This is a genomic window from Meinhardsimonia xiamenensis, assembly GCF_900102905.1.
GTDB lineage: Bacteria > Pseudomonadota > Alphaproteobacteria > Rhodobacterales > Rhodobacteraceae > Meinhardsimonia > Meinhardsimonia xiamenensis.
The window spans coordinates 272878-298046 of the sequence record NZ_FNFV01000002.1 but is presented as its reverse complement, the minus strand read 5'-3'; the positions used below and the strand labels follow the sequence as shown (position 1 = coordinate 298046).

The window sequence follows — 25169 nt, the reverse complement described above, 5'->3', positions numbered from 1 at the left end:
GGGCGACGGGACGCCGGGAGACAAGCCGCCAGAAAAGGGAGGAAAACAGATGAGACGCAGAACTCTGGCAAAGGGCATGCTGGCCGCGGCCGCGCTCGGGCTGAGCCTTGCCTCGGCGCAGGCCGCCGAGCCCCTGAAGATCGGCGCGGTCGGCCCGAAGACCGGGCCGCTCGCCGGCGGCGCGGCCGTCACCTTCTGGCCCAACGTCAAGCTCTGGGCGCATGACGTGAACGCGCGCGGCGGCATCAATGTCGGCGGCGAGATGCGGCCTGTGGAGATCATCGAATACGACGACCAGACCAACCCCGGCGAGACCATCAAGGCGGTGCAGCGTCTGGCCACGCAGGATGGCGCCGACTTCATCCTCGCCCCCTACGGCACCGGCTTCAACATCGCCGCGGCGCCGCTCTTCGACCGCTTCGGCTATCCGATGGTCACCCACACCGCGATCACCGATCAGACCGAGGAGCTGGCCGCGAAGTTCCCCGACATGTTCTTCACCCTCGGCGGCGCACAGGGGCTTGTCGGATCGGTGGTGGACATCCTCAACGAGCTGCGCGATGCCGGCCGGATCGGCAACAAGGTGGCGATGGTCAATGTCGCCGACGCCTTCGGCATCGAGATGGCCGAGGTGGCCCGCCCGCTTCTGAAGGAGGCGGGCTACGAGCTCGTCTATGACAGCTCCTATCCGCTCGGCACGCAGGATCTCTCGCCGATAGTCAAGGGCGCCAAGGCCGCAGGGCCGGATGCCTTCCTCGCCTGGTCCTATCCGCCCGACACCTTCGGGCTGACCGAACAGGCGATGATCGAGGATCTTCCGGTAAAGGTCTATTACACCGCGGTGGGCACCGCCTTCCCTGCCTTCGGGGCGAAGTTCGGCAAGGCCGCCGAGGGCGTTCTGGGTGCCGGCGGCGTGCATGCCGATGGCGAGCGGTTCAAGGAATATGCCGCGCGCCACGAGGCGGTCACCGGCGCCAAGCCCGACTACTGGGCCTCGGCGATGGTCTATTCGAGCTTCCAGATCCTCGAGCAGGCGATCGAGGCGGTGGGCTCCACCGACCGCGCGGCGGTGGCGAAATACATCCACGAGAACGAGTTCGACACCGTGATCGGCAAGATCCGCTTCGACGAGAACAACTCCAACCCCGCCTACTGGACCGTCGGCCAGTGGCAGGGCGGCGTGTTCAAGGGCGTGCGCTCCACCGGCCGCGAGGGCGCGGTGCCGGTGCGGCTGAAGGAAGGCTGGAAGTGATCCGGCCGGTGGCGGCTCCGCAAGGGGCCGCTGCCTTCGGGGAGGAGAGGCATGGACATCCTGATCACGGGGCTGCTGCTGGGCGGCACCTACGCGCTCATCGCCATGGGGCTCAACCTGCAATACGGCATGGCGCGGATCATGAACCTCGCCAATGGCGAAATGCTGGTGGCGGGGGGCTTCGCCGCCTTCTGGCTCTACAACGCCGGACAGGTGAGCCCGCTTCTGACGGTGTTTCTGGTTGCGCCGCTCGCCTTTGCGCTCAACTGGCTGATCTACCGGGTGATGCTCTTGCCGCTCGTGCGGCGGGCGAAGTCGCGCGGCCAGCTTGAGGTGGACTCGATCCTTGCCACCTTCGGCCTCAGCTTCGTTGCGGTGGGGCTGATGCTGATGGCCTTCGGCGGCGACTATTTCAGCTATTCCTACCTCGCGCGCCCGGTCAGTTTTCTGGGCGACACCTACGCGCTCAACCGCATGGTCGCCTTCCTCGCCGCGGTGGTGATCTGCGGCGCCCTCTACCTCTGGCTCGAACGCTCGCGCGCGGGCATGTCGATCCGCGCCATTGCGGTCGCGCCCGAAAGCGCGCGACTCGTGGGCATCGACGTGCCCCGCCTTGCCGCGATTGCCTTCGCGCTTGGCGGCGCGGTCACGGCCGCGGGCGGCGCGCTGATCTCGAGCTTTCTGACCCTCGACGCCTCCACCGGCGTTGTCTTCACCCTCAAGGCGCTCATCATCGTCATCATGGGCGGGGTGGGCGACGTGCGCGGCACCATCGTCGCCGCGCTGCTCCTGGGCGTGATGGAAACCTTCGTCGCCGCCCTCATCGACCCGGGCCTGACCCTGGCCGCGGCCTATCTTCTGTTCATCCTGATCCTGCTCTTCCGTCCGCAGGGTCTCTTCGGGCAGAGGACGACATGACCGGACAGGAACTCCGCGCCCTCATCCTCTCCACCCTTGCCCTCGCGGCTGCCGCGGCGCTGCCGGCGCTGGGCAGCAGCTACTGGCTGACCATGGGCGTCACCATCGCCATGTATACGGTGCTGGCAACGAGCTGGGCGCTGTTCTCGGGGCCCACGCACTACATCTCGCTTGCCACCGCCGCCTTCTTCGGCGTGGGCACCTACACCACCGCCATCGGCATCGAGCTTCTGCCCTACTGGACGCTCCTGCCCATCGCCGCCGCGCTGGGTGCGGTGATGGCCGCCCTCGTGGGCTTTGCCACGCTCAGGCTTTCGGGCGTCTACTTCGTGATCTTCACGCTCGGCCTTGCCGAATTCGTGCGCCAGATCATCACCTGGGTGCAGAACCTGACCGGCCAGAAGGGCCTTTACGTGCTGACCGACCTGACCGAGAAGCACATCTACTGGCAGCTTCTGGGGCTCGCGGCGCTCGTCTATCTCGCCGGCTGGCTGATCGCGCGCTCGCGGCTCGGCTTTGCACTGCGCATCATCGGCGATGACGAGGAGGTCGCGCGTCACGTCGGCATCGACACCGCGCTTGCCAAGATCGTTCTGTTCATGGTGCCGGGCGCGGTGGCCGCCGTGGCCGGGGCGATGCTCGCGCCGCGCTACATCTACATCGAACCCTCGCTCGCCTTCACGCCGATGCTCTCGTTCCAGGTCGTCATCATGGCGCTTCTGGGCGGCACCGGGCGGCTGTGGGGCGCGGTGGTGGGCGTCATTCCCTTCACCCTTCTGTGGGAGGCAATCTCGGCCTCCTTCCCCAATCAGACGACGCTGCTCCTCGGAGTTGCCTTCCTCGTCATCGTCTATCTGCTGCCACGGGGCTTCGTGGGGCTTCTCGAGGATGCGCGCCGGCGCCTCGGCGGAGGGGGGTGGTGATGGCGGTGCCTTCCTCCTCCACCCCGGTGCTGTCGCTGAGGGGCGCGACCAAGCGCTTCGGCGGGCTCGTGGCGGTGAACAATCTCGACTTCGACGTGATGGAGCATCAGGTCATGGGGCTGATCGGCCCCAACGGCTCGGGCAAGTCCACCACGCTCAACCTCATCTCCGGCGCGCTCAGGCCCAGCGCCGGCAGCATCCTTCTGCGCGGGGCGCCGATCACCCATCTGCGCGCCCATGCCATCGCCCGGCGGGGGGTGGCGCGCACCTTTCAGCTCGTGCGGGTGCTGCCCTCGATGACGGTGCTCGAGAACATCCGCGCCGGCGCCGTCTTCGGCCATCGCCGGCGCTGGGGGCATGAGGCCGATGCCTTCGCCACCCAGATGGCCGAGAAGGTCGGGCTTGCGGGCAAGCTGGCGATGCGGGTGAGCCAGCTCACCTACATCGACACCAAGCGGGTCGAGCTGGCGCGCGCGCTGGCCTCCGAGCCGCGGGTGCTTTTGCTCGACGAATGGCTTGCCGGCCTCAACCCCACCGAGCTCGGGGAGGGCATCGCGCTGGTGCGGCGGCTGCGCGACGAGGGGCGCACGATTCTTCTCGTGGAGCATGTGATGGATGCGATCCGCTCGCTCTGCGACGCTTGCGTGGTGATGGCCGCGGGCGCCAAGATCGCAGAAGGGACGCCCGACGAGGTGCTTTCCGACCCGGAGGTGATCCGGGCCTATCTGGGGGAGGAGGATGCTTAAGGTCCGCGCGCTCAGCGTCTCCTATGGCCAGCACCGGGCGCTCGAGGAGGTCTCGGCCGGCCTCGATGCAGGCGAGATCGTTGTGATCCTCGGCGCCAACGGGGCGGGCAAGTCGACGCTTCTGAAGGCGATCGCCGGCATCTGCGAGGGTCGGGTTTCGGGCGAGATCCTCATGGACGGGATCGACATCACCGGCATGGAGCCGCACGAGATCGTCGCCCAGGGCATCGCGCTGGTGCCCGAGGGGCGGGGGATCTTCCCGCAGCTGACGGTGCAGGAGAACCTGGCCCTCGGCGCCCACACCGCCCATGCCCGCGACGAGGCGGCGGGCAATCTCGAGCGCGTCTATGCGCTCTTTCCCAAGCTCAGGGAGCGGCGCCGGCAGGTGGTGCGCACAATGTCGGGCGGCGAGCAGCAGATGGTGGCGATCGGGCGGGCGATGATGTCGCATCCGCGCATCCTGATGCTCGACGAGCCCTCGCTGGGGCTCTCGCCGATCCTGTGCAAGGAACTGTTCCAGAGCCTCAAGGCCGTGCGCGACAGCGGCATCGGCATTCTCCTTGTCGAGCAGAACGCCCGCCAGAGCCTCGCCATCGCCGATCGCGGCTACCTGCTGGAGAACGGCCACATCGTGCACCACGACAGCGCCGAGGCGCTGGCGCGCGACCCGGCCGTGCAGCGTGCCTATCTCGGCTCGGGCGGCAGGGCGGCACCCGCCGCGCCACCGCGCGCACCGGCAAGCGCGCCCCCGGCTCCGGCTCCCGCCAGCCCACTGGCCGCGCCCGCCGCCCCGCCGCGCAGGCCGGCCGGCCCCAGCCCCCCGGAAATCGCGGCGGCGGCGCTTGCGAAGGTCACTTCCCCGCCGCCGCCGAAACCAGCACCAGCGGCGGCGACACCGGTGCAGGCTCCCCCGCCGCGGCCGGCGCCCGCGCCGGCCCCGCAACTGCCGCCGTGCCCCTCGACCGCCCCCGCGCCCCCGGCCGCGCGCCGCTCGAAAGCAGACGAGATGCTCGGCCTCTCCATCGCCGAGCTCGTTGCACGCGCCGAGCGCAAGAGCGCGGCGAGCACGAGCCCCCGCAACGGGCCGAGCCGGCCTGCCGCGCCCGCGCCGCGGCCTTCGGCGCCCACACTGACCCCGACACCGATGCCCGATCTCTCCGCCAGCGGCGCCGATCGCCTGCGCGCCGCCCTCGCCGAGATCGAGCAAGCCGCCCGTCGGGCCGAGGCGTATCGCCCCGGCTTCGGGCGCAAATCCTGAGGAGGCAACCATGCTTGACGCCACCACCGCCGCCCCCACCATCCGGGGCATGTACATCGGAGGCCGCTGGGTGCCGGCTGCGCGCACCTTCGATGACCTCAACCCCTCCGACAATTCGCTCTACGCCCGCATCCCCGATGCCAGCCGCGAGGACATGGCCCGCGCCATCGAGGCCGCCCAGGCCGCCTTTCCGGCCTGGTCCGCCCTGCCCTTCACCGAGCGGGCGAAAGCGCTTCTGAAGGTCGCCGAGGTGTGGGAGCGGCGCGCGCCCGACTTCGTTGCCGCCGCCGTCGCCGAGGGCGGGGGCTGGTACGGCAAGGGGGTGTTCGAGGCGGGATATGTCGCCGGGGTGTTCCGCGCCGCCGCGGCGCTGTGCTACCACTCCACCGGCGAGCTGCTGCCCTCCGAGCATGGCAAGCTGTCGATGGCAACGCGCTGGCCGCTCGGCGTGGTCAGCGTCATCAGCCCCTGGAACATGCCCGGCATCCTCACCTCGCGCGGCTTTGCCGCCGCGCTGGCCGTGGGCAACACCGTCGTGCTCAAGCCCTCCGAGGACACGCCCTACGCCGGCGGCCTCTACTTTGCCGAGATCCTCGAGGAGGCCGGCATTCCCGCCGGTGTCTTCAACGTCGTCACCTGCTCACGCGAGAGCGTCGCCGAGGTGGGCGACGAGATGATCGAGCACCCCTATGTGAAGGCGATCAGCTTCACCGGCTCCACCGCCGTCGGCCGGCACATCGCCGCCAAGGCGGGCGCCTACCTCAAGAAGGCCTGCGTGGAGCTTGGCGGCAAGGACTCGATGATCGTCTTCGAGGATGCCGATCTCGACGCGGCGGCGCGCGCGGCCAACTTCGGCAGCTTCATGCATCAGGGGCAGGTGTGCATGTCCACCGAGAAGCTGCTGGTGCAGGAGTCGGTCTATGACGAGTTCATGAAGAAGTTCCTCGCCCGCGCCGCGCGGCTGAAGACGGGCCACACCGCCGACAAGGAAAACGTCATCGGCCCGCTCGTCAACGCCCGCCAGGCCCAGCGCGTGAAGCGTCTCATCGATGACGCGGTGGCCAAGGGCGCGCGCATCGAGCTCGGCGGCAAGGCGTGGGACAACTTCGTCGAGCCCACCGTGCTGACCAATGTGAACTCCACCATGGACATCTGGCACGAGGAGACCTTCGGCCCGGTGGTCATCGTCTGCCCCTTCCGCACCGAGGAGGAGGCCATCGCGCTGAACAACGACACCGAGTACGGGCTGACCGCGGCGATCTGGACGCGCGACGAGGCGCGGGCGCTGCGTATCGCCGGCCAGCTCGAGACGGGCATGGTTCACGTCAACTGCCAGAACATCAACGACGAGCCGCATGTGCCCTTCGGCGGGGTGAAGGCCTCGGGCGTGGGCCGTTACGGCGGGCGCTGGTCGCTCGATGCCTTCACCGAGCTGCGGTGGATCACGCTCGACCGGGGCGGTCGGCACTTCCCGCCGCAGTTCTGAGGCGGCGGGCAGGGAATTCAGGGAGGAGAGGCGAAGATGACCGCACTGGGCTGGATCATTCTTCTGCTCGTCATCGCCGCGGTGCTGGTGGTGCTGGCGGCATGGTTCTACGAGCGCGCCACCAACGAGGTCAGCCTCGTCAAGACAGGGCTCGGCGGGCGCAAGGTGGTGATCGACGGGGGCACGCTGGCGCTGCCCTTCTTTCACGAGATCACCCGGGTGAACATGCAGACCATCCGCATGCACGTGACCCGCGCGGGCGAGAATGCGCTCATCACCCGCGATCGCATGCGCATCGACGTGGGCGCTGAGTTCTACGCCTCGGTGATCCCCGAGCCCGAGGCGATCTCGCGCGCCGCACAGACGCTCGGGCGGCGCACCTTTCAGCCCGATCAGCTCACCCAGTTGATCGACGGGATGATGGTGGATGCGCTGCGCTCGGTGGCCGCGCAGATGACCATGGACGAGCTGCACGAGAACCGCGCCGAGTTCGTCCGCGAGGTGCGCGAGGCGCTCAAGGACGTGCTCGGGCGGTACGGGCTGCAGCTTGACAGCGTGTCGCTGACCGCGCTCGACCAGACGCCCTTCTCGGCGCTCGACGAGAACAACGCCTTCAACGCCGTCGGCATGCGCAAGCTTGCCGAGGTGATCGCGCGCTCGAAGAAGGAGCGCGCCGAGATCGAGGCCGAAAGTGCCGTCAGCGTGCGCCGGGCGGAGATGGAGGCCGCGCGCCGCAAGCTCGAGATCGAGCTCGAGGAACGCCGCGCCGAGATCGCGCAGACCCGCGAAATCGAGCTTCTCCTGGCCGAGCAACTCGCCGAGGTCGCCCGCCGCAAGGCCGAGGCCGAGCGCGAGGCGGCGGAGGCGCGTATCCGCATGGAGCAGGAGATCCAGGCCGCGAGCATCGCCCGCGAACAGGCGATCCGCGAGGCCGAGATCGCCCAGGCGCGCGCGCTCGAGATCGCCGAGCAGGAGCGGCTGATCCTGAATGCCGCCAAGAGCCAGGAGACGAGCCGCGCCCAGGCCGAGGCGACATCGGCGCGCGCCGCCGTCGTCACCGCCGAGCAGGCGCTCGAGACCCTCAAGCAGATGGCCGAGGCCGAGCGGCGCCGGCGCGTCGCCCTTGTCGCCGCCGAGCAGGAGGCCGAGGCCGAAGCCACCCGCGCCCGCATCGCCGCGGAAAAGGACAAGGTGGTGGCCAAGGCGCGCGGGGTGATCCGCCGCGAGGAGGCCGAGACGCTGCGCATCTACGCCGCGGCCGAGACCGAGGCGGAGGCCGCGCGGATCAAGGCGCTTAACCTCAAGTCAGAGGCGACGCTTGCCGCCGAGCTCGAGCGCGCGCGCCTTGAGGCGATGCCGAAGATCATCGCCGAGGCGGTCAAGCCGGCCGAGAAGATCGAGGGTATCTCGATCAACCACATCACCGGCCTTGGCCGAGGGGCGGGCGAGCCCGCGCCGGCCGGCCCCATCAATCAGGTGGTCGACTCGATGCTCGAAATGGCCGTGGCCATGCCCGCGCTGAAGAAGATCGGCGAGTCGATCGGGCTCAACCTCGAGGGCACCGGCGGCTCCGCCGGAGAGGCGAAGAAGGGCTGAGCGCCCCCGGAGAGGGTGGCGTCAGCCCGCCGGCGCCACCCTGATCACCGCCGGATCGTCCGAATAGAGCCGCTCGACGAGATCGGCACGGTTTCTGAGCACCGCGCGCTGGTTGACCGAACCCTTGTCGGTGACCTCGCCGGCATCGAAGGAAAGCGGCTCGGCAAGGAACATGATGCGCATCACCCGGCTGGCCGAGCCCGTGGCGCGCGCGGCATGGGCGGCGAGCCGCTCGGCCGCCACCGCCCGCACCTTGGGGTGGTTGATGAGCGCCTCTCCCTCAAGCGTGGCATCGCCCGCGATGGCCCGGAGCGCGGCGAGGTTCGGCACGATCAGCGCGGCAAGCTCCTCCCGCCCCTCCCCGGCAATCACCGCGTCAGAGGCGATGCCGCCCAAGTCATCGACAAGCCCCGACCTCAGCGCACCCACCGCCACCCAGGTGCCCGAGGCAAGCTTGAAGTTCTCGGCAAGCCGCCCGTCGAAATACACGCCCTTGGCCGGATCCTCCGGGTCGGCCAGGCGGAAGGCGTCGCCGAAGCGGTAGAAGCCCTCCTCGTCGAAGGCGGCGCGGGTGAGTTCGGGGTCGCGCCAGTAGCCGGGCGTGACCGAGGGGCTCTTCACCCGCCCCTCGAGCTTGCCGGCCTCGGGCGCGAGCTTGAAGGTCACGCCGTGGGCGGGGATGCCGACATTGCCGGGTCGCTCCTGCCGCTCCATGCACATCAGCGCAAAAGGCCCCGTCTCGGTGGAGCCGAAGCCCGTGGCCAGGAGAACGCCACCCGGCACCGTCTCGTCGGCGAGCCGCGTGATCCGGTCCCACACCGGCTGGCTCATGCCGGCACCCGCATACATCATCATTGCCAGCCGCGAGAAGAAATGCCGCCTGAGCCCCTCGTCGGCCTCGAGCGCATCGGCGAGCATCTGATAGCCGAGCGGCACGTTGAAATACCATGTCGGCGCCACCTCGCGGAGGTTGCGAATCGAGCGCTCCATCGCCCCGGGCGCCGGCCGGCCGTCGTCGATGTAGAAGGTGCCGCCGTTGTAGATCACCATGTTGAAGACCTTGTTGCCCGAGGCGGTGTGGTTCCACGGCGCCCAGTCCACCACCACGGGCGGGATGTCCTCGAGAAAGACGTAGCACTGGCGCACCATCTGCTGGTTCGCACACAGCATGCGGTGGGTCTGGATCACCGCCTTGGGCGCGCCGGTGGTGCCGGAGGTGAAGAGGAACTTGGCAATGTCATCTCCGGTCAGCGCGGCATGGGCGGCGTCCATCTCCGGCGTCGGGGCGGTGGCGCAGAGGGCTTCGAAGGAGAGGTTGCGCCGCCCGGGCACCTCGCCCTCTGCGGTGACCACCGGCACATCCTCGCCGATCACCGCCTCGATGGCGGGGCGGAAAGGGTCGGCCTTTTCGACAAACACCATGCCGGGCGTCAGCTGGCCGACCACATCGCGCAGCTTGGCGTATTCGCCGCCCGAAAGCGCATAGGCCGGCGCGATCGCCGCCGAGGCCGCGCCGGCGTGCTGGGCGCCCAGCGCCATCAGCGCGTGCTTCGTGGAGTTGCCCGAGAGGATCAGGAGCGGGCGCTCGACCGACACGCCCTCGGCCAGAAGCGCCGTGGCGATGGCGCGGATGCGCGCCGCGCCCTCGCCATAGCTCGTGGCGACCCATTCGCCGGTGTCATCGCGCTCCACCATCCAGGGCCGGTCGGGGTCGCGCGCGGCCCATTCCATGAAGCGGTCGGTCATGGTCACGGGGTAAGGGCCCAGGGGCTCCTCCTGCCAGATCACGAGGCTCCCGTCACCCCGCCGCTCATGGCGCACGCTGGGCGTCCAGAACCTGACCTTGCTGCGATCGAACGCCATCGCCTCCTCCTTCCGTGACACCGACGAATCTTGACATTGCCCCTCTATTTTGTCTACTTGGAAACAAAATTCCAGTCGCCTGATGCCAGGGAAAGGGTTCGATGGACGCCAGCGCCGAAGCACCGCTCGTCACCTATGAGCTGAGGGGGGCGGTGGCCGTCGTGACCCTCAACCGCCCCGAGAAGCGCAACGCCATCAGCGACAGGGTGGTTGCCGCGCTCGACGAGGCGGTGAGCCGCGCCACGGCGGAGGCGAAGGCGGCGGTGATCTGTGGCGCGGGGCCGCATTTCTCGGCCGGGCTTGATCTGGCCGAGCATGTGGAGAAGACGCTGATCGAGGCGGTGGAGAACTCCCGCACATGGCATCGCGTCTTCGACCGTATCCAGCGGGGGTGCATCCCTTGGGTTGCCTCCCTGCAGGGCGCGGTGGTGGGCGGCGGCTTCGAACTTGCCGCCTCCACCCACATCCGCGTCGCCGACCCCGGCGCCTATTTCGCCTTGCCTGAGGGCTCGCGCGGCATCTTCGTAGGCGGCGGCGGCTCGGTGCGAATCGCCCGGCTGATCGGGGCGGCGCGCATGGCCGACATGATGCTGACCGGCCGCACCGTCCCGGCCGCGGAGATGGAGCGCTGGGGCGGGGTGAGCTACATCGCCCCCGAGGGCGAGGCCTTCGAGATGGCGCTGAAGCTCGCGGAGCGCACGGCGCAGAACGCGCCGATGTCGAACTACGCCATTCTCAACGCCCTGCCCCGCATCCAGGACATGAGCAGCGAGGACGGGCTATTCACCGAATCGATCATGTCCGCCCTCGCCTCGGCCACACCCGAGGCGGAGGAGCGGCTGCGCGCCTTCCTCGAGAAGCGCGCCGGAAAGGTCGAGGCACCAGCGGGAGGCGGCGGCAATGCATGAGACCGCCGCCGCCACGCATGACGAGGTGCGGCTTGGCGCGCTCGCCAATTCGCTCGGCTTTCTGTTGCGCCTCGCGCAGCTGACCAACTTCTCCGACTTCTATGCCGCCTTCGACGGCACCGGCATTCGGCCAGGCGAGATCTCCGTCCTGATGCTCATCGGTGAGAATCCGGGGATCCGGCAGGGGGTTCTCGCGCGGCGGCTGATGATCAAGCGCGCGCACATGGCCAAGATGATCGCGGCGATGGAAGCCGACGGGCTGGTGGAAAAATCCGTGCCCGAGGCGGACCGGCGCGGCGTTGAGCTGCGCCTCACGCCCAAGGGCCGCGCGCGGGTGGCGCAGGCGCAGCCGATCTTTGCCCGCCTCGATGCGGTGAGCCACCGCGGGCTCACCCCGCGCGAGGAGCAGGAGCTCAAGCGGCTCTTGCGGAAATATCTCGAAATCGACAGCCAGTCCGACGGCCGGGAGGCGCAACCATGAATGCCGACGAGCTTGTTGCCATCGACTTTCACACCCACGCCGAGGAGCCCTGCAACCCCGCCCGCGACGACGGCTACAACGAGTTTCAGGCAGGCATGGCGGCCTATTTCAAGAACCCGGCCGGCGCGGAAGGCATGCTGCCGACGGTGGAACAGACCGCCGCCTATTTCCGCGAGCGGCGGATCGGCGCCGTGATCTTTCCCGTCGATGCCGAGCGCGAGACGGGCTTCCGCCGCTATTCCAACGAGGAGGTGGCGCGGATCGCGGCCGAGAATTCCGACATTCTCATCCCCTTCGCCTCGATCGACCCGGCCAAGGGCAGGATGGGCGCGCGCGAGGTGCGCCGGCTCGTGCGCGACTTCGGGGTGAAGGGCTTCAAGTTCCACCCCACCATGCAGGGTTTCTTCCCCAACGACCGCTCGGCTTATGTGCTTTACGAGGCGATCGCCGAGGAAGGGGCGATCGCGCTCTTCCACACCGGGCAGACGGGGGTGGGCTCGGGGCTTCGCGGCGGCATGGGGATGCGGCTGAAATACTCCAACCCCATCCACATCGACGATGTGGCGGTGGACTTTCCCGACATGCCCATCGTGCTGGCGCATCCCTCCTTTCCGTGGACGGAGGAGGGCCTCGCCGTCGCCCAGCACAAGCCCAATGTCTACATCGACATGTCGGGCTGGTCGCCGAAGTATTTTCCGCCGCTCTTTGTCAAATACGCCAACACGATCCTCAAGAAGAAGATGCTCTTCGGCTCCGACTGGCCGGCGATCACGCCTGACCGCTGGCTTGCCGACTTCGAGACGATCGGCATCCGAGACGAGGTCAAGCCGCTGATCCTGAAGGAGAACGCACGGCGGCTTCTGAAGATCTGACGACATGAAACCAGGGAGGACACGTCATGTCGAAACTTTCGCTTTCACTTCTTCTCGCTGCCGGGATTGCCGTCTCCGCGGGGGCTGACGCGCGCGAGCTGCGCATCGCCTCGGGCGCGCCGCCGCCGCATCCGGCGACGAGCCATCTCTACAACGGACTGGCGAAATACCTGCCCGAGGAGTCGGGCGGCGCCCTGACCGCGATCTTCCTTGGCCCCGAGGTGGTCAGCCTCGGCCAGATGAAGGACGCGCTGCAAACGGGTCTCATCGACGTGGGCAACCTCCTGCCGCTCTACTTCCCGGCCGAACTGCCCAACTTCGCGCTCGCCGGCGAGCTGTCGCTCTCGGCGCGCGACCCCTACGCCGTGGCCGCAGCGCTGACCGAATACACCGTCAACTGCGAGAGCTGCCAGAAGGAGCTTTCGGACTTCGGCATGGTCTATCTGGGCTCGGGCTCGTCCGACCCCTACCGGCTTCTGACCAAGGAGCCGGTGGTCACCGCCGATGACCTCAAGGGCGTGCGCCTGCGCTCGGGCGGGGCACCCTACTCGCGCTGGGCAGAGCATTTCGGCGCCGTGCCCGTCGCGATCAGCGTGCTCGAGACCTTCGAGTCGATGAGCCAGGGCACCATTGACGGCACCATGGCCTCGATCGGCGATCTGCTCGCCTTCCGCCTGGTGGAGCTTGTCAAGCACGTCACGCCCGTGCCGCTCGGCACCTACTTCTCCACCTGCAACTTCTGCGTCGCCAAGGGCACCTGGAGCGAGCTGAGCGTGGATGAACGCGCCGCGCTCCTGCGCGCGGCCAACCGCGCCAATTTCGACTTCACCTGGCGCTGGGGCTACGACTTCCCCGCCATCGCCGAAAAGGCGGCGCGCGATGCCGGCATCACCTTCCACGAGCCCGATCCCGCGCTGGTCGAGGCCGCCCGCGCCTTCGCCATCGAGGATCGCAAGACCGCGGCCCGCATCGCCAAGGAGCGCTTCGGCATGGAGGATGCCGAGGAGCGCGTGGCCGAGTTCGTCGCGCTCGTGGAGAAGTGGGAGAAGATCTCCGAAGAGACCGGCCGCGACCGCGATGCGATGACGCAGAAGGTATGGGAAGAGGTCTGGAGCAAGGTGGACCTCGCCAGCTACGGCATGTGAACCGGTGGGGGCCGGCGCCCGCAGCGCGCCGGCCCTTGCCGCCGAAGGAGGAGCCAGGGGAGGAGAAGGCATGGACCGGCTCGACCGCGCCGCCGAACGGCTTGCCCAGGCGCTCGCGCTCGTCGGGGCGCTGGGGGTCGTGGCGCTGCTTGTGCATGTCGCGGCAGATGTCGCGCTGCGCAATCTCTTGGCGCGCCCGATTCCGGCCACCAACGAGATCGTCTCGCGCTACTACATGGTCGCGATGGCCTTCCTGCCGCTCGCCTGGGTGGAGCGGCGCGGCGGCATGGTCCGGGTCGAGCTCATCGACGCGGCGCTGTCGCCGGGGCTCAAGCGCCTCTCCGAGCTGGCGGTCGCAGCGCTCACCCTTGCCATCTACCTGACGCTGGCCTGGGTCAGCTCTGAGCACGCGCTGAAGCAATGGAACGTCGGCGCCTTCGTTGATGTGCTGGGCCGCCGCGTCATCGTCTGGCCGACCTTCTTCCTGCCCGCGGCGGGCTTCTTCCTCGCCGCGCTCGTCGTCGCTCAGCGCATTCTTGCGCTTCTTTCCGGGCGGTCGCTGCCATGAGCGTCGAGACCGGCTTCTGGGGCATCGCCGCGCTTCTCATCCTGCTCATCCTGCGGGTGCCGGTGGCGCTGTCGCTGATGACCGTCTCCTTCGGCGGCATCGCCGCGCTGCTCGGGCTCAAGCCCGCGCTCGGGATCCTCTCCAACACCCCCTACAGCTTTGCCGCCAACTGGACGCTGAGCGCGGTGCCGATGTTCCTGCTGATGGGCTTCGTCGCCTATCACGCCCAGCTCACCGGCGGACTCTTCGATGCCGCCAAGGCGCTCTTGCGCCGGGTGCCGGGGGCGCTGGCCATCGCCTCGATCTTCGCCTGTTCGGGCTTTGCCGCCGTCTGCGGCTCGTCGCTCGCCACCGCCGCCTCCATGGGGCGCATCGCCATCCCCGAGATGGTGCGCGCAGGCTACGCCCCCTCGCTTGCCTCGGGCACCATTGCCGCGGGCGGCACCATCGGGGCGCTGATCCCGCCCTCGATCCTGATGATCGTCTATGGCGTCTTCGCTGAGACCTCGATCACCCGGGTCTTTCTCGGCGGCATTTCGGTGGGCATCCTCACCGCCATCGGCTACGCGCTCGTCGTGCTCGCCTTCGCCTGGGCACGCCCCGATCTGGTGCCGCGCCGCCCCATCGAGAGCGAAACCCTCTCCGCGCGTGCCGCACTCGCGCGCGTCTGGCCGGTGCTGGTGCTCGTCGTCATCGTCTTCGGCGGGCTGTTCTCGGGCTTCTTCACAGCCACCGAGGCGGGGGCGATCGGCGCGGGCGGGGCCATCGTCATCTCCGCACTCATGGGCCGGCTCTCGCCGCGCGTGCTGCGCGATGCGCTGCTCGAGACGCTGACCACCACCACGTCGCTTCTGATCATCGGCATCGGCGCGGCGATGTTCACCCGTTTTCTGGGCCTCACCGGGCTGTCGGGGTTTCTGGCCCGCCAGGTGGGCGCGGCCGACATCTCCTATGCCGAGCTGATGCTCATCATCGTGCTCGTCTATCTCGCCCTCGGCATGGTGATGGAGCCGTTCGGGGCGATGCTGGTGACGCTGCCGGTGTTCCTGCCGATCCTTCAGGCCGAGGGCATCAGCCTCGTGTGGTTCGGCGTGCTGGTGGTGAAGCTCCTCGAGATCGGCATGATCACACCGCCCGTGGGGCTCAACGTCTTCGTCATCCGCAACGTCGCCTCGCGGCACGTGACCACGGTGCAGGTGTTCAAGGGCGTCGCCCCCTTCTTCGCCGCCGACCTTCTCGTGACCTTCCTCATCATCGTCGCGCCGGGGCTGGTGCTGTGGCTCGCCTGAGCGCGCTCACTCGCGGGCGTAGACATCCTCGTAGCGCACGATGTCATCCTCGCCGAGATAGGCGCCGGTCTGCACCTCGATGAGCACCATCGGCAGCTTGCCGGGGTTCTCGAGCCGGTGCACGGCCCCGAGCGGCACGTAGATCGACTCGTTCTCGGTGACGAGCTTAACCTCCTCGCCCACCGTCACCCGCGCCGTGCCGCTCACCACGATCCAGTGCTCGGCGCGGTGCACATGGCTCTGCAGCGAAAGCTTGCCGCCGGGCTTCACCACGATGCGCTTGACCTGGAACCGGTCGCCCAGCGCCAGCGTCTCGAACCAGCCCCAGGGCCGGAAGTCGCGGGCAAAGGCCGTGGCCTGCCGCGCGCCCTTTTCCTTGAGCGCCTCGACCGCCTCCTTCACCTCCTGCGCGCGGTCCTTGGCGGCCACGAGCACCGCATCGGGCATCGCCACGGCAACAATGCCCTCAAGCCCGATGCCCACGAGCTCCGGCCCCTCCTCCTCCGACCGGAGCAGAACGTCCCGGCAGTCGAGCGCCGTCACCGGCCCCTCGGCGGCCACGCCCTCGGCGTCGGGCGACGAGTGGCGCCAGATCGCCTCCCACCCGCCGAGATCGGACCACGCCCCATCGTAAGGCACCACGGCGAGATCGCGGGCCTTCTCCATCACCGCGTAGTCGATGGAGATGTCGGGGACCTCGCCCCAGGGCTCGGCGGCAAGCCGCAGAAAGTCGAGATCGGCCCGCGCGCCCTCGACCGCCGCGCGCACCGGCGCGACGATCTCGGGTGCGTGCTCCTCGAAGGCGGCGATGATGCGCTCGGCGGTGAACATGAAGATGCCGGCGTTCCACAGATACCGCCCCGAGGCCACCATCTCGGCCGCCCGCGCGGCATCGGGCTTCTCGACAAAGCCCGAGAGCGGCAGCACCCCCCGCGCGCCGGCGTCGGCGTCGCGGCCAAGCTCAAGATAGCCATAACCCGTCTCGGGCCGGTCGGGGCGGATGCCGAACGTCACGATCGCCCCCTCCCGCGCCGCCGCGCCGCCCCGTGCCACCGCCGCGCGGAACGCCTCGGCATCGGGAATGAGATGATCGGAGGGCGCCACAAGCATGACCGCCTGCGGATCCGCGCGCGCAACATGAAGCGCCGCGGCAAGAACGGCGGGTGCCGTATTGCGCCCCGCGGGCTCGATGATGATCGCCCCGGGGCGCACGCCGGCCTCCGCCAGCTGCTCGCCCACGATGAAGCGGAACGGCTCGCCGGTGATCGCCACCGGCGGCGCGAAGCCGGGCCCCGAGAGCCGGCGCGCGGCGGCCTGAAACAGGCTCTCCTCCCCGACAAGCCGCGCGAACTGCTTGGGATAACTCGCCCGGCTCACAGGCCAAAGCCGCGTCCCCGAGCCGCCGCAAAGCAGAACCGGATGCACCTGCCGCGTTACATCATCTCTCATCGACGACCGCTCCACCGCTCCGCTTCACACACGCAAGGCGGGAAAGCCACTCCTCCGCCTCACCCATTAACCTGCCCGCCACTATGCGCGCCCGCAACCACCTTGACGAGTCCCAAATCGGCCCGCCCCGCGAATTGAATTTTCGCCACGCAGGCTTATGTTCGGGCAAGTTGCGCCAGAGCAGAGCCGAGCATGATCCGCTACGCCCTGAAATGTGACACCGGCCACGAGTTCGAGAGCTGGTTCCAGTCCGCCGATGCCTTCGACGGGCTCAAGGCCTCGGGCATGGTTGCCTGCCCGGCCTGCGGCAGCACCGCCGTGGAAAAGGCGTTGATGGCGCCGCAGATCCGCCCCTCCCGCAAGCGTGCTGCGGCAGACGGCCCAGTGCCCGAGGAACGCAAGCCGCTGACCGGGCCGCGCCATCCCGTGGAGGAGTTCCTCCGCGCGCTGCGTCGCAAGGTCGAGGAGAACTGCGACTATGTCGGGCGCAACTTCGCCACCGAAGCACGCGCCATCCATCTCGGCGAGGCGCCCGAGCGGCCGATCTACGGCGAGGCGGCCCCGGAGGAGGCGCGCGAGCTGCTCGAGGAGGGCGTACCCATCGCGCCGCTTCCCTTCATCGGCCCGCGCAACACCAACTGAGCGCTGCCCTGCCCTCTCACCCTGGGTGCAAATACCCCCGCCGGGGGCACGCGCTCCCCGCAGGGGAGCGCAAGGAAGAACTGCGGCCCGAAGGGCCACAATCCCGGCCCCGGACCATGACGCCATGCCTGGTCGGTTTCGCCCTTGCCAGCGCCGGCACGCGGCGCCACTCTCGGCGCCGTGACAATCGAGGAGGACCGCCATGGCCCGCATCCGCGCCGCTCTGTGCCGCAGCTTCGGCGCACCGCTCACCATAGAAGAGGTGGAGCTGCGCGCCCCCGGCCCCGGCGAAGTTGAGGTCGACATCGCCGCCTGCGCCATCTGTCACTCCGACATCTCCTATGCCGATGGTGGCTGGGGCGGGCATCTGCCGGCGGTCTACGGCCACGAGGCGGCCGGGCATGTGCGCGCGGTCGGCGAGGGGGTGAGCCGCTTCGCACCGGGCGACACGGTGCTCGTCACCTTCCTGCGCGCCTGCGGCCACTGCCCTTCCTGCGCCGCCGGCCATCCGGCGGTGTGCGAGACACCCTATGACCGCGCCGCCGGCCCCCTCACCCTGCCCGATGGCACACCGGTGGAGCAGGGGCTCGGCTCGGGCTGCTTCGCCGAGCGCGCCGTGGTCGATCAGTCGCAGATCGTGAAGATTCCGCCCGAGCTACCGCTTGACGCGGCCTGCCTGTTGAGCTGCGGCGTCGTCACCGGCGTCGGCGCGGTGGTCAACACCGCCCGCCTGCGCTCCGGCGAGAGCGTGGTGGTCATCGGCGCGGGCGGGGTCGGGCTCAACGCCATCCAGGGCGCCTGGCTTGCCGGCGCGCGGCGGATCGTGGCGGTGGACATGACGCCCGAGAAGCTTGAGGCCGCGGCCGAATTCGGCGCCACCGACGGGGTGCTTGCCACCGAGCCGAAGCCCTGGCGCCGGGTGCGCGAGATCCTCGGCGGACGGCTTGCCGACGCGGTCTTCGTCACCGTGGGCGCCATTCCCGCCTATGACACCGCGCTGCGCTATCTCGCACCGATGGGGCGGATGGTGATGGTCGGCATGCCGCATTCGGGCGAGCTCTCCAGCTACGAGCCGGTGATTGTCTCGGCCATCGGCCAGCAGATGCTGGGCTCGAAGATGGGCGATGTGGTGCTCGAGCGCGACATCCCCTGGATGGTCGACCTCTACCGCCAGGGGCGGCTGAAGCTCGATGAGCTGGTTTCCGGGCGCTGGTCGCTCGATCAGATCAACGAGGCCATCGCCGACACTAAGTCAGGCGCGGCCCGGCGCAACGTCATCGTCTTCTGAAGCCCGATGCGGCTCGAGGATCTCGAGATCATCATCACCGCCCCGCCGGCGCCCGGCTGGGGCGGGCGCTACTGGATCTTCGTCAAGCTCACCACCGATGACGGCCTCACCGGCTGGGGCGAGTGCTACGCCTCGAGCGTCGGCCCGGAGGCGATGCGCGCCGTCATCGAGGATGTTTTCGCCCGCCACATGCAGGGCGAGAGCCCCGAGAACATCGAGCTGATGTTCCGCCGCGTCTATTCCTCGGGCTTCACCCAGCGCCCTGACCTGACGGTGATGGGCGCCTTCTCTGGCCTCGAGATCGCCTGCTGGGACATCTTGGGCAAGGCGCGCGAGCGGCCCGTGTGGGCTCTACTCGGCGGGCGCGTGAACGAGCGCGTGCGCGCCTACACCTATCTCTACCCGCTGCCCCACCACGACATCGACGGCTTCTGGATCAGCGCCGAGATGCACGCGGAAGCGGCTGCCGACTGTGTCGCGCGCGGCTACACGGCGGTGAAGTTCGACCCCGCCGGCCCCTATACCATTCACGGCGGGCACATGCCGGCGATGCGGGACATCACCCGTTCGGTGGCCTTCTGTGCCGCGATCCGCGAGGCGGTGGGAGACCGGGCCGATCTTCTCTTCGGCACGCACGGGCAATTCACGCCCGCAGGCGCCATCCGGCTGGGCCAAGCGCTCGAGCCCTACGCGCCGCTCTGGTTCGAGGAGCCGGTGCCGCCCGACGATGTTGCCGGCATGGCCGAGGTTGCGCGGGCCGTGCGCATTCCCGTGGCCACCGGCGAGCGGCTGACCACGCGCGCGGAATTCGCCGCCGTCCTACGCGCCGGTGCGGCGGCGATACTGCAACCGGCGCTGGGGCGCGCGGGCGGGCTTTGGGAGGGGTGCAAGCTCGCCGCGCTGGCCGAGGCCTTCGGCGCCCAGATGGCCCCGCATCTCTACGCCGGGCCGGTGGAATGGGCGGCCAATGTGCATCTGGCGGTGGCAGTCCCGAATCTGCTGATGGCCGAAACCATCGAGACGGAGTTTCACCGCGACCTCATCGGCGGCGCGATCGCGGTGGAGGAGGGCTTCATCGCCGCCCCGCAGGGCCCCGGGCTTGGCATCGATCTTGACGAAGCGCTCGCCCGCGCCCACCCCTTCACCGGCGAGGGGCTGCATCTGCAGATGCAGGAGGCACCTTGCGATTATGTTGGCGTCAACTGCTTTGCCGGAGGTGCACCGCCTGTGAAGGAATGAGGACAGATCGCGTTGCGCGCCACCCTTCCCGCCCAACGCGAGAACAATGCCTCAGAATCGCCGCATTTCGCCGCTACAAGGAAAGTCGAGCAAAGAGGCATTCGGGTTTTCCCTGGCCCGCCGGAAACGGGCCGATGGCAGCTTCCTCCCTGACTGGACAGGCCGCGCTTCGTCGCGGCCTCTTTTTTCAAGCCTCCTCGGAAACGGGTTCGATCAGCTCCGGCCCTTGGGCGCGGGAAGAGTTGACGCGGGTGCTCACCCGCCACGCCCTGAGGCTGCCCGCAGGCGCAGGCCGCATCAGAAGCGCCGCGCCCTTCCCCGCCTCGCCAAGCCACAAGGGCCAGTCCTCGCGCGCGATGATGACCGGCGCGCGGCTGTGGATATGGGCGATGTCGGGGTTGGCACTGGTGGTGACGATGGCGGTCGTGGTCATCGGCTCCTGCCCCTCCGCCTCCCAGCGCTGCCAGATGCCGGCAAAGGCCAGCGGGCTGCCGTCGCGGGCGGTGATGTACCACGGCAGGCGGCGGCCGTCGGGAGCCTTCTGCCACTCGTAGAAGCCCGAAGCGGGGATCAGGCAGCGGCGTTCGCGCGCGGCGCGGGCGAAGGCGGGCTTCTTGGCGACCGATTCGGCGCGGGCGTTGATGAGGAGCGGGCCGTCATCGGGCGTCTTGTACCAATGCGGGATGAAGCCCCAGCGCAAGCCACGGAGGCGGCGGATGCCATCCTCATGGGTGACGGCGTGAATGCGCATGGTCGGGCAGACGTTGTAATTGGGCGTGGGCGGGAGGTCATTGTCGGGCACCGCCCCGAAGAGCTCGACCATCGCCTCCGGCGGCAGGGTTATGGCGAAACGCCCGCACATGGGTGCGAGGCTAGCGCATCGCGGCGAGGAAGGAAAAGCATGCGGCGGAGTGAAGAGCGGAAGGCCTGCCGCCCGGCCGCGAGGCCGGGCAGCGCCCGGCCCGCCCCCCACGGGGCGGGCGCTTCACGCCCACCCCGCCGGGCCGGGCGCCGCCCTTCTTGCCACAGGGTCGGCGCGGATCACTCCCCAACGCGACGGATGCGGCCCTCGACCGTCTGCGTGACCTTTCCCATCTTCGCGATGTAGTCGATCACGTCATTGGCCATGAGGTTGCCGTTGCCCTTGTCGATGACCACACGGCCACCGCCGAGCGCGGCATAGCCGTCACCGCCGGCCAGCATGTAGTCGTTGGTGGCCACCCGATAGACCTTGTTCAGATCGAGCGGCGCGCCGTTCACCTTGACCTCCACGACGCGGCTGCCCGGCTCGGCCGAAGGATCCCACACCACCGTCAGCCCCGAGACCTGCGGGAAGCGGCCCGCGCCCTCCTCCACACGCGAGAAGCCGTTCTCGAGCGCGTCGAGAATCTGGGCGCCGGTGATCTCGGTCATCACCGTGACATTGCCGAAGGGCAGCTCGGTGAGGATGTCGCGGCGGGTGAGAACCGTGCCCGGCTCATAGGTGCGATCGCCGCGGATGCCGCCGCCATTGGTGATCGCCACATCCGCGCCGGTGGCCGCGCGCATGGCGTCGGCTATGAGATTGCCGATCGCCGCCTCCTCGGCGCGCACCACGTTGCGGCGGCTGTCGAGCGTCACCTCGGTCACGCCGATCTCGACATTGAGACTCTCGTCGAGCTTGGCCTTGAAGGCATCGACCAGCGCCTGCGTCTCGGGGTCGGGCTCGACATTGGCCGAATCGATGAAGCGGAAGTTCGGCTTCCAGCTCACATGCCGCTCGCCGCGCCGCTCGCCGATGGTGACGTAGAGATCGAGCGGCGCGATGAAGCGGCCGTCCATCCCCGTCTCGACATAGGCTGTCACCCCGTCATAGGCGGTGGCGTAGGAATGGTCGTCGCCCGACATGATCACGTCGAAGGCATGGCTCGCGATCAGCGCGCGGTCGTTGGGCATGGGCGTCTGCACGACGCCGATGACGAGATCGGCCCCCTCGCCGCGCGCCGCCTTCGCCGCTTCAATCGCCGTCTCCACCGTGGGCAGGAAGACGAGATCGCCGGTGTCGGAGACCTCGGGCGAGGTGTCCTGCGCCACCGGAATGAGCGCAATCCTGAGCCCCGCCATCTCCTTCCACATCACCCCGCCAAGCCCTTCGAGCGGCGAGCCGTCGGCCTTGGTGATGTTGATCGCCGCCCAGGGGTATTTCGACGCCTTCATCTTCTCGACGAAGTTGTCCATTCCGAAATCGAACTCGTGGTTGCCGGGAACGGCGATGTCGAAGGGCACGATGTTGGTCAGGTCGATCATGTTCTGCCCCTTGTCGAAGCCCGACAGGAGCGAGGGCGAGAGCATGTCGCCGTCGAAGACATAAAGCGTGTTGGGGTTTGCGGCGCGCTCGGCGCGCGCCACCGCGTTGAGCCTGGCCACGCCGCCGACACCGTCCTTGTCGCTGAACTCGTAGATGTCGCCGATGCCGAGGATGGTGAGCTTCACCGTCTCCTGCGCCTGCGCGGCCGCGCCGAGTGCCAGAGTGGCACCCGCAACGAGCCCGCCGGCGATGTTGCGAATCAACCTTGTCATTATGCGTCTCCCTGATGACTTTGTTGTTGTCGATTGCGCCACTCTGCGCCCGCCCGGGGGCGTGAGTCAAAGCGCAAGACAAGGCCCCGGCGACTGCCGTGACGTAACACTGCGGTGACACGCGGCTTGACCGGCGGGCGCGCGCGCGGCAAGGACGCGGCCATGCTGATCTACAAGATATTCCGCGCCGCCGAATGGCAGGGGCTGGAGGAAGCCGGCGAGACCGCGGGCGCGCCGGTCGATCTTGCCGACGGCTTCATCCATTTCTCCACCGCCGAGCAGCTGGCCGAAACCGCGGCGAAGCATTTCGCGGGCGAAAAGGGCCTCGTGCTCGCGGCGGTGGAGACGGAGGCGCTCGGGCCTGCGCTGCGCTGGGAGCCCTCGCGCGGCGGGCAGCTCTTTCCGCATCTCTACCGGGCCTTGAGGCGTGCGGAGGTGGTCTGGCACACGCCGCTGCCGCTGGGGCCCGACGGCCGGCACACGTTTCCCGAGGCGCTCGCATGAGGCTGGTCGAACGGCTCGGGCTCGCCGCGCTTCACCGGCTCGAGCCGGAGCGGGCGCACCACCTGGCGCTCAGGGCGCTCAAGGCGGGGCTGGTGCCGCTCGAAGGCGGGCCGGTGACAAGCCCGCGGCTTGCAACCCGCATCGCCGGGCTCACGCTGCCCAACCCCGTGGGGCTCGCGGCGGGCTTTGACAAGAATGCCGAGGCCGTCGCGCCCCTCTGCCGCGCCGGTTTCGGCTTTGTCGAGTTCGGCGCCGCCACGCCGCGCCCGCAGCCCGGCAACCCTCGCCCGCGACTCTTCCGCCTGACCACCGATCGCGCCGTCATCAACCGCTTCGGCTTCAACAACGAGGGTGCCGAGGCCATCGCCGCGAGGCTCGCCGCAAGCCGCTGCGCGGTGCCGCGCGGGCTCAACCTCGGCGCGGGCAAGGACAGCCCCGACCGCGCCGGCGACTATGCCGAGGTGCTGCGCATTGCCGGCCCGCACATCGACTTTGCCACGGTCAATGTCTCCTCGCCCAACACCGAAGCCCTGCGCGATCTGCAAGGCCGGGCCGCGCTCGAGGCGGTGATCGCGCGGGTGCGGCAGGCGAATGCCGCGCTGCCCCGCCCGGTGCCGCTGTTTCTGAAGATCGCCCCCGATCTTTCCGACGCCGAGATCGCCGAGATCGCCGCCGTGGCGATGGAGGCGCGGCTCGATGGGATCATCGCGACCAACACCACCGTGCGCCGCGAAGGGCTGAGAAGCGCTGCGCGGGGCGAGGCGGGCGGGCTCTCGGGGCGGCCGCTCTTTGCGCTCTCGACTCGGGTTCTGGCGCGGCTCTCCTTCGAGACCGGGGGCGCACTGCCGCTGATCGGGGTGGGCGGCATCTTCTCCGCCGAGGACGCCTTCGAGAAGATCCGCGCGGGCGCAAGTGCGGTGCAGCTTTACACCGCGCTCATCTATGAGGGGCTCTCGCTTGCCCCGCGCATCGCGCGCGGGCTCGACCGGCTGCTGGAGCGCGAGGGATTTGCGAGCGTTGCCGAGGCGGTGGGCACCGGACGGGAGCGCTGGCTGCGGGAACCGGCTCAGGGAGGTTGAGGATGGGCGAAGGCGAAGTGATCATCTGGCACAATCCACGCTGCTCGAAGTCGCGGGCGGCGCTGAAGCTGCTCGAGGAGCGCGGGATTGCACCGAAAATCCGGCTTTATCTGACCGATCCGCCAAGCGTGGAGGAGCTCAGGGAGGTGGCGCGCATGCTCGGCGTCGGGCCGCGGCAGATGATGCGCGTGAAGGAGCCGGAGTATCGCGCGCAGGGTCTGGCCCAAGCCGATGACGAGGCGCTGTTTGCGGCGATGGCGGCAACGCCGAAGCTCATCGAGCGGCCCATCGTCATCAAGGGCGGGCGTGCCGCGATCGGCCGGCCGCCCGAGGCGGTGCTCGACATTCTGTGACAGAGGGGGGCGCTGCCCCCCGCGCTTTCGCGCTCCCCCCGGGGTATTTCCACCCAGGGTGAGAAGGGAAGGGGCACGCCCGGCTTGGCAGGCGCCGCGCCTCTTCCTATAAGGCGGCTGGCCAGAGACCGGTAAGGCGGCTGGCCAGAGACCGGAGGCTTTGATGCGTCGCGCCAGCATGACCCGCAAGACTGCCGAAACCGAGATTTCGGTGGAAATCGACCTTGATGGCAGCGGCGTCTATGACAACGCCACCGGGGTGGGCTTCTTCGACCACATGCTCGACCAGCTCGCGCGCCATGCGCTCATCGACATGAAGGTGCGGGCCGAGGGCGACAGGCATATCGACGATCACCACACGGTGGAGGACACCGGCATCGTGCTCGGCCAGGCGCTGGCGCAGGCGCTCGGCGACAAGCGCGGGATCAGGCGCTACGGCGCCTGCCTTCTGCCGATGGATGACGCGCTGGTGCGCGCCGCGCTCGATCTGTCGGGCCGGCCGTTTCTGGTGTGGAACGTCGCCATGCCGACGGCGAAGATCGGCAGCTTCGACACCGAGCTCGTGCGGGAGTTCTTCCAGGCGTTCTCGACCCATGGCGGGATCACGCTTCATGTCGATTGCCTGCACGGGATCAACAGCCACCACATCGCCGAGGCGGCCTTCAAGGCGGTGGCACGGGCGCTGCGCGACGCGGTGGAGAATGACCCGCGCAAGGGGGATGCGATTCCCTCGACCAAGGGGACGCTTTAG

The 25169-nt window shown here is 69.0% G+C and carries 24 protein-coding genes; 20 read left to right on the top strand and 4 right to left on the bottom strand.

Features of this window, described 5'->3' with window-relative positions:
* Window positions 1–49: 49 nt before the first annotated feature.
* The 7 genes from BLQ14_RS05340 to BLQ14_RS05310 are packed head-to-tail and all read left to right on the top strand — an operon-like array spanning window position 50 to window position 8179.
* Window positions 50–1252, top strand: a complete 1203-nt coding sequence (locus tag BLQ14_RS05340) for an amino acid ABC transporter substrate-binding protein (protein WP_092498991.1) — start codon at window positions 50–52, stop codon at window positions 1250–1252.
* 51 nt (window positions 1253–1303) lie between these two features.
* On the top strand, window positions 1304–2170 hold the full coding sequence (locus BLQ14_RS05335) for a branched-chain amino acid ABC transporter permease (protein WP_092498990.1): 867 nt from the start codon (window positions 1304–1306) through the stop codon (window positions 2168–2170).
* The gene (locus BLQ14_RS05330) at window positions 2167–3093 is read left to right on the top strand and encodes a branched-chain amino acid ABC transporter permease (RefSeq protein ID WP_092498989.1); all 927 of its coding nucleotides are present in this window, start codon (window positions 2167–2169) and stop codon (window positions 3091–3093) included. Before BLQ14_RS05335 ends, BLQ14_RS05330 begins: the two co-directional genes overlap by 4 nt.
* Window positions 3093–3839, top strand: coding sequence for an ABC transporter ATP-binding protein (locus BLQ14_RS05325; RefSeq protein ID WP_092498987.1), 747 nt, complete (start codon window positions 3093–3095; stop codon window positions 3837–3839). The genes BLQ14_RS05330 and BLQ14_RS05325 overlap by 1 nt, the downstream gene beginning before the upstream one ends.
* Window positions 3832–5097: an ABC transporter ATP-binding protein gene (locus tag BLQ14_RS05320; protein WP_092498985.1), complete on the top strand. Its 1266-nt coding sequence runs from the start codon at window positions 3832–3834 to the stop codon at window positions 5095–5097. Before BLQ14_RS05325 ends, BLQ14_RS05320 begins: the two co-directional genes overlap by 8 nt.
* A 10-nt stretch (window positions 5098–5107) precedes the next feature.
* Complete coding sequence (locus BLQ14_RS05315; RefSeq protein WP_092498984.1) at window positions 5108–6583, top strand: aldehyde dehydrogenase family protein; 1476 nt, start codon at window positions 5108–5110, stop codon at window positions 6581–6583.
* A 36-nt stretch (window positions 6584–6619) separates the two neighbouring features.
* Window positions 6620–8179 carry a flotillin family protein gene (locus tag BLQ14_RS05310; RefSeq protein ID WP_092498982.1) on the top strand — a complete coding sequence of 520 codons (1560 nt, stop codon included), beginning with the start codon at window positions 6620–6622 and terminating at the stop codon, window positions 8177–8179.
* Between the two features lie 21 nt (window positions 8180–8200).
* Here BLQ14_RS05310 and BLQ14_RS05305 read toward each other — a convergent pair whose 3' ends face one another.
* The gene (locus BLQ14_RS05305; protein WP_092498981.1) at window positions 8201–10042 is read right to left on the bottom strand and encodes a feruloyl-CoA synthase; all 1842 of its coding nucleotides are present in this window, start codon (window positions 10040–10042) and stop codon (window positions 8201–8203) included.
* A gap of 101 nt (window positions 10043–10143) precedes the next feature.
* On the opposite strand from BLQ14_RS05305, the gene BLQ14_RS05300 reads away from it, so the two are divergent.
* The 6 genes from BLQ14_RS05300 to BLQ14_RS05275 all read left to right on the top strand — a co-directional run bounded on the left by BLQ14_RS05300 (window position 10144) and on the right by BLQ14_RS05275 (window position 15305).
* Window positions 10144–10950 (top strand): crotonase/enoyl-CoA hydratase family protein, encoded by an 807-nt coding sequence (locus tag BLQ14_RS05300; RefSeq protein ID WP_092498980.1) that lies wholly within the window; start codon window positions 10144–10146, stop codon window positions 10948–10950.
* A complete protein-coding gene (locus BLQ14_RS05295; protein ID WP_092498979.1) occupies window positions 10943–11431 on the top strand; it encodes a MarR family winged helix-turn-helix transcriptional regulator in 489 nt (162 codons plus the stop codon). Before BLQ14_RS05300 ends, BLQ14_RS05295 begins: the two co-directional genes overlap by 8 nt.
* Window positions 11428–12303: an amidohydrolase family protein gene (locus BLQ14_RS05290; protein ID WP_092498978.1), complete on the top strand. Its 876-nt coding sequence runs from the start codon at window positions 11428–11430 to the stop codon at window positions 12301–12303. The genes BLQ14_RS05295 and BLQ14_RS05290 overlap by 4 nt, the downstream gene beginning before the upstream one ends.
* A gap of 26 nt (window positions 12304–12329) precedes the next feature.
* Window positions 12330–13448 carry a C4-dicarboxylate TRAP transporter substrate-binding protein gene (locus BLQ14_RS05285; RefSeq protein WP_092498976.1) on the top strand — a complete coding sequence of 373 codons (1119 nt, stop codon included), beginning with the start codon at window positions 12330–12332 and terminating at the stop codon, window positions 13446–13448.
* A gap of 70 nt (window positions 13449–13518) precedes the next feature.
* Complete coding sequence (locus BLQ14_RS05280; protein ID WP_092498974.1) at window positions 13519–14016, top strand: TRAP transporter small permease; 498 nt, start codon at window positions 13519–13521, stop codon at window positions 14014–14016.
* Entirely contained in the window at window positions 14013–15305 is a 1293-nt protein-coding gene (locus BLQ14_RS05275; protein WP_092498972.1) for a TRAP transporter large permease, read from the top strand. Before BLQ14_RS05280 ends, BLQ14_RS05275 begins: the two co-directional genes overlap by 4 nt.
* 6 nt (window positions 15306–15311) lie before the next feature.
* Here BLQ14_RS05275 and BLQ14_RS05270 read toward each other — a convergent pair whose 3' ends face one another.
* Window positions 15312–16754, bottom strand: coding sequence for a mannose-1-phosphate guanylyltransferase/mannose-6-phosphate isomerase (locus tag BLQ14_RS05270; protein ID WP_092498970.1), 1443 nt, complete (start codon window positions 16752–16754; stop codon window positions 15312–15314).
* A gap of 192 nt (window positions 16755–16946) precedes the next feature.
* On the opposite strand from BLQ14_RS05270, the gene BLQ14_RS05265 reads away from it, so the two are divergent.
* The 3 genes from BLQ14_RS05265 (at window position 16947) to BLQ14_RS05255 (ending at window position 19923) form a co-directional block, all read left to right on the top strand.
* On the top strand, window positions 16947–17396 hold the full coding sequence (locus BLQ14_RS05265) for a DUF1178 family protein (protein WP_092498968.1): 450 nt from the start codon (window positions 16947–16949) through the stop codon (window positions 17394–17396).
* Between the two features lie 202 nt (window positions 17397–17598).
* The gene (locus BLQ14_RS05260; protein ID WP_092498967.1) at window positions 17599–18684 is read left to right on the top strand and encodes a Zn-dependent alcohol dehydrogenase; all 1086 of its coding nucleotides are present in this window, start codon (window positions 17599–17601) and stop codon (window positions 18682–18684) included.
* Between the two features lie 6 nt (window positions 18685–18690).
* Window positions 18691–19923, top strand: a complete 1233-nt coding sequence (locus BLQ14_RS05255; protein ID WP_092498965.1) for a mandelate racemase/muconate lactonizing enzyme family protein — start codon at window positions 18691–18693, stop codon at window positions 19921–19923.
* Window positions 19924–20110: 187 nt separating this feature from the next.
* Here BLQ14_RS05255 and BLQ14_RS05250 read toward each other — a convergent pair whose 3' ends face one another.
* Window positions 20111–20785: an SOS response-associated peptidase gene (locus BLQ14_RS05250; RefSeq protein WP_092498964.1), complete on the bottom strand. Its 675-nt coding sequence runs from the start codon at window positions 20783–20785 to the stop codon at window positions 20111–20113.
* 179 nt (window positions 20786–20964) lie between these two features.
* Entirely contained in the window at window positions 20965–22482 is a 1518-nt protein-coding gene (locus BLQ14_RS05245; protein WP_092498963.1) for a bifunctional metallophosphatase/5'-nucleotidase, read from the bottom strand.
* A gap of 162 nt (window positions 22483–22644) precedes the next feature.
* Between BLQ14_RS05245 and BLQ14_RS05240 the strand changes: the two genes are divergently transcribed.
* From BLQ14_RS05240 to hisB, 4 genes are all read left to right on the top strand, one after another.
* Window positions 22645–22986, top strand: a complete 342-nt coding sequence (locus BLQ14_RS05240; protein ID WP_092499456.1) for a DUF952 domain-containing protein — start codon at window positions 22645–22647, stop codon at window positions 22984–22986.
* The gene (locus tag BLQ14_RS05235) at window positions 22983–24065 is read left to right on the top strand and encodes a quinone-dependent dihydroorotate dehydrogenase (RefSeq protein ID WP_092498962.1); all 1083 of its coding nucleotides are present in this window, start codon (window positions 22983–22985) and stop codon (window positions 24063–24065) included. Before BLQ14_RS05240 ends, BLQ14_RS05235 begins: the two co-directional genes overlap by 4 nt.
* Before the next feature lie 2 nt (window positions 24066–24067).
* Window positions 24068–24418, top strand: coding sequence for an arsenate reductase (glutaredoxin) (gene arsC, locus BLQ14_RS05230; RefSeq protein WP_092498961.1), 351 nt, complete (start codon window positions 24068–24070; stop codon window positions 24416–24418).
* A 163-nt stretch (window positions 24419–24581) separates the two neighbouring features.
* Entirely contained in the window at window positions 24582–25169 is a 588-nt protein-coding gene (hisB, locus tag BLQ14_RS05225) for an imidazoleglycerol-phosphate dehydratase HisB (protein WP_092498960.1), read from the top strand.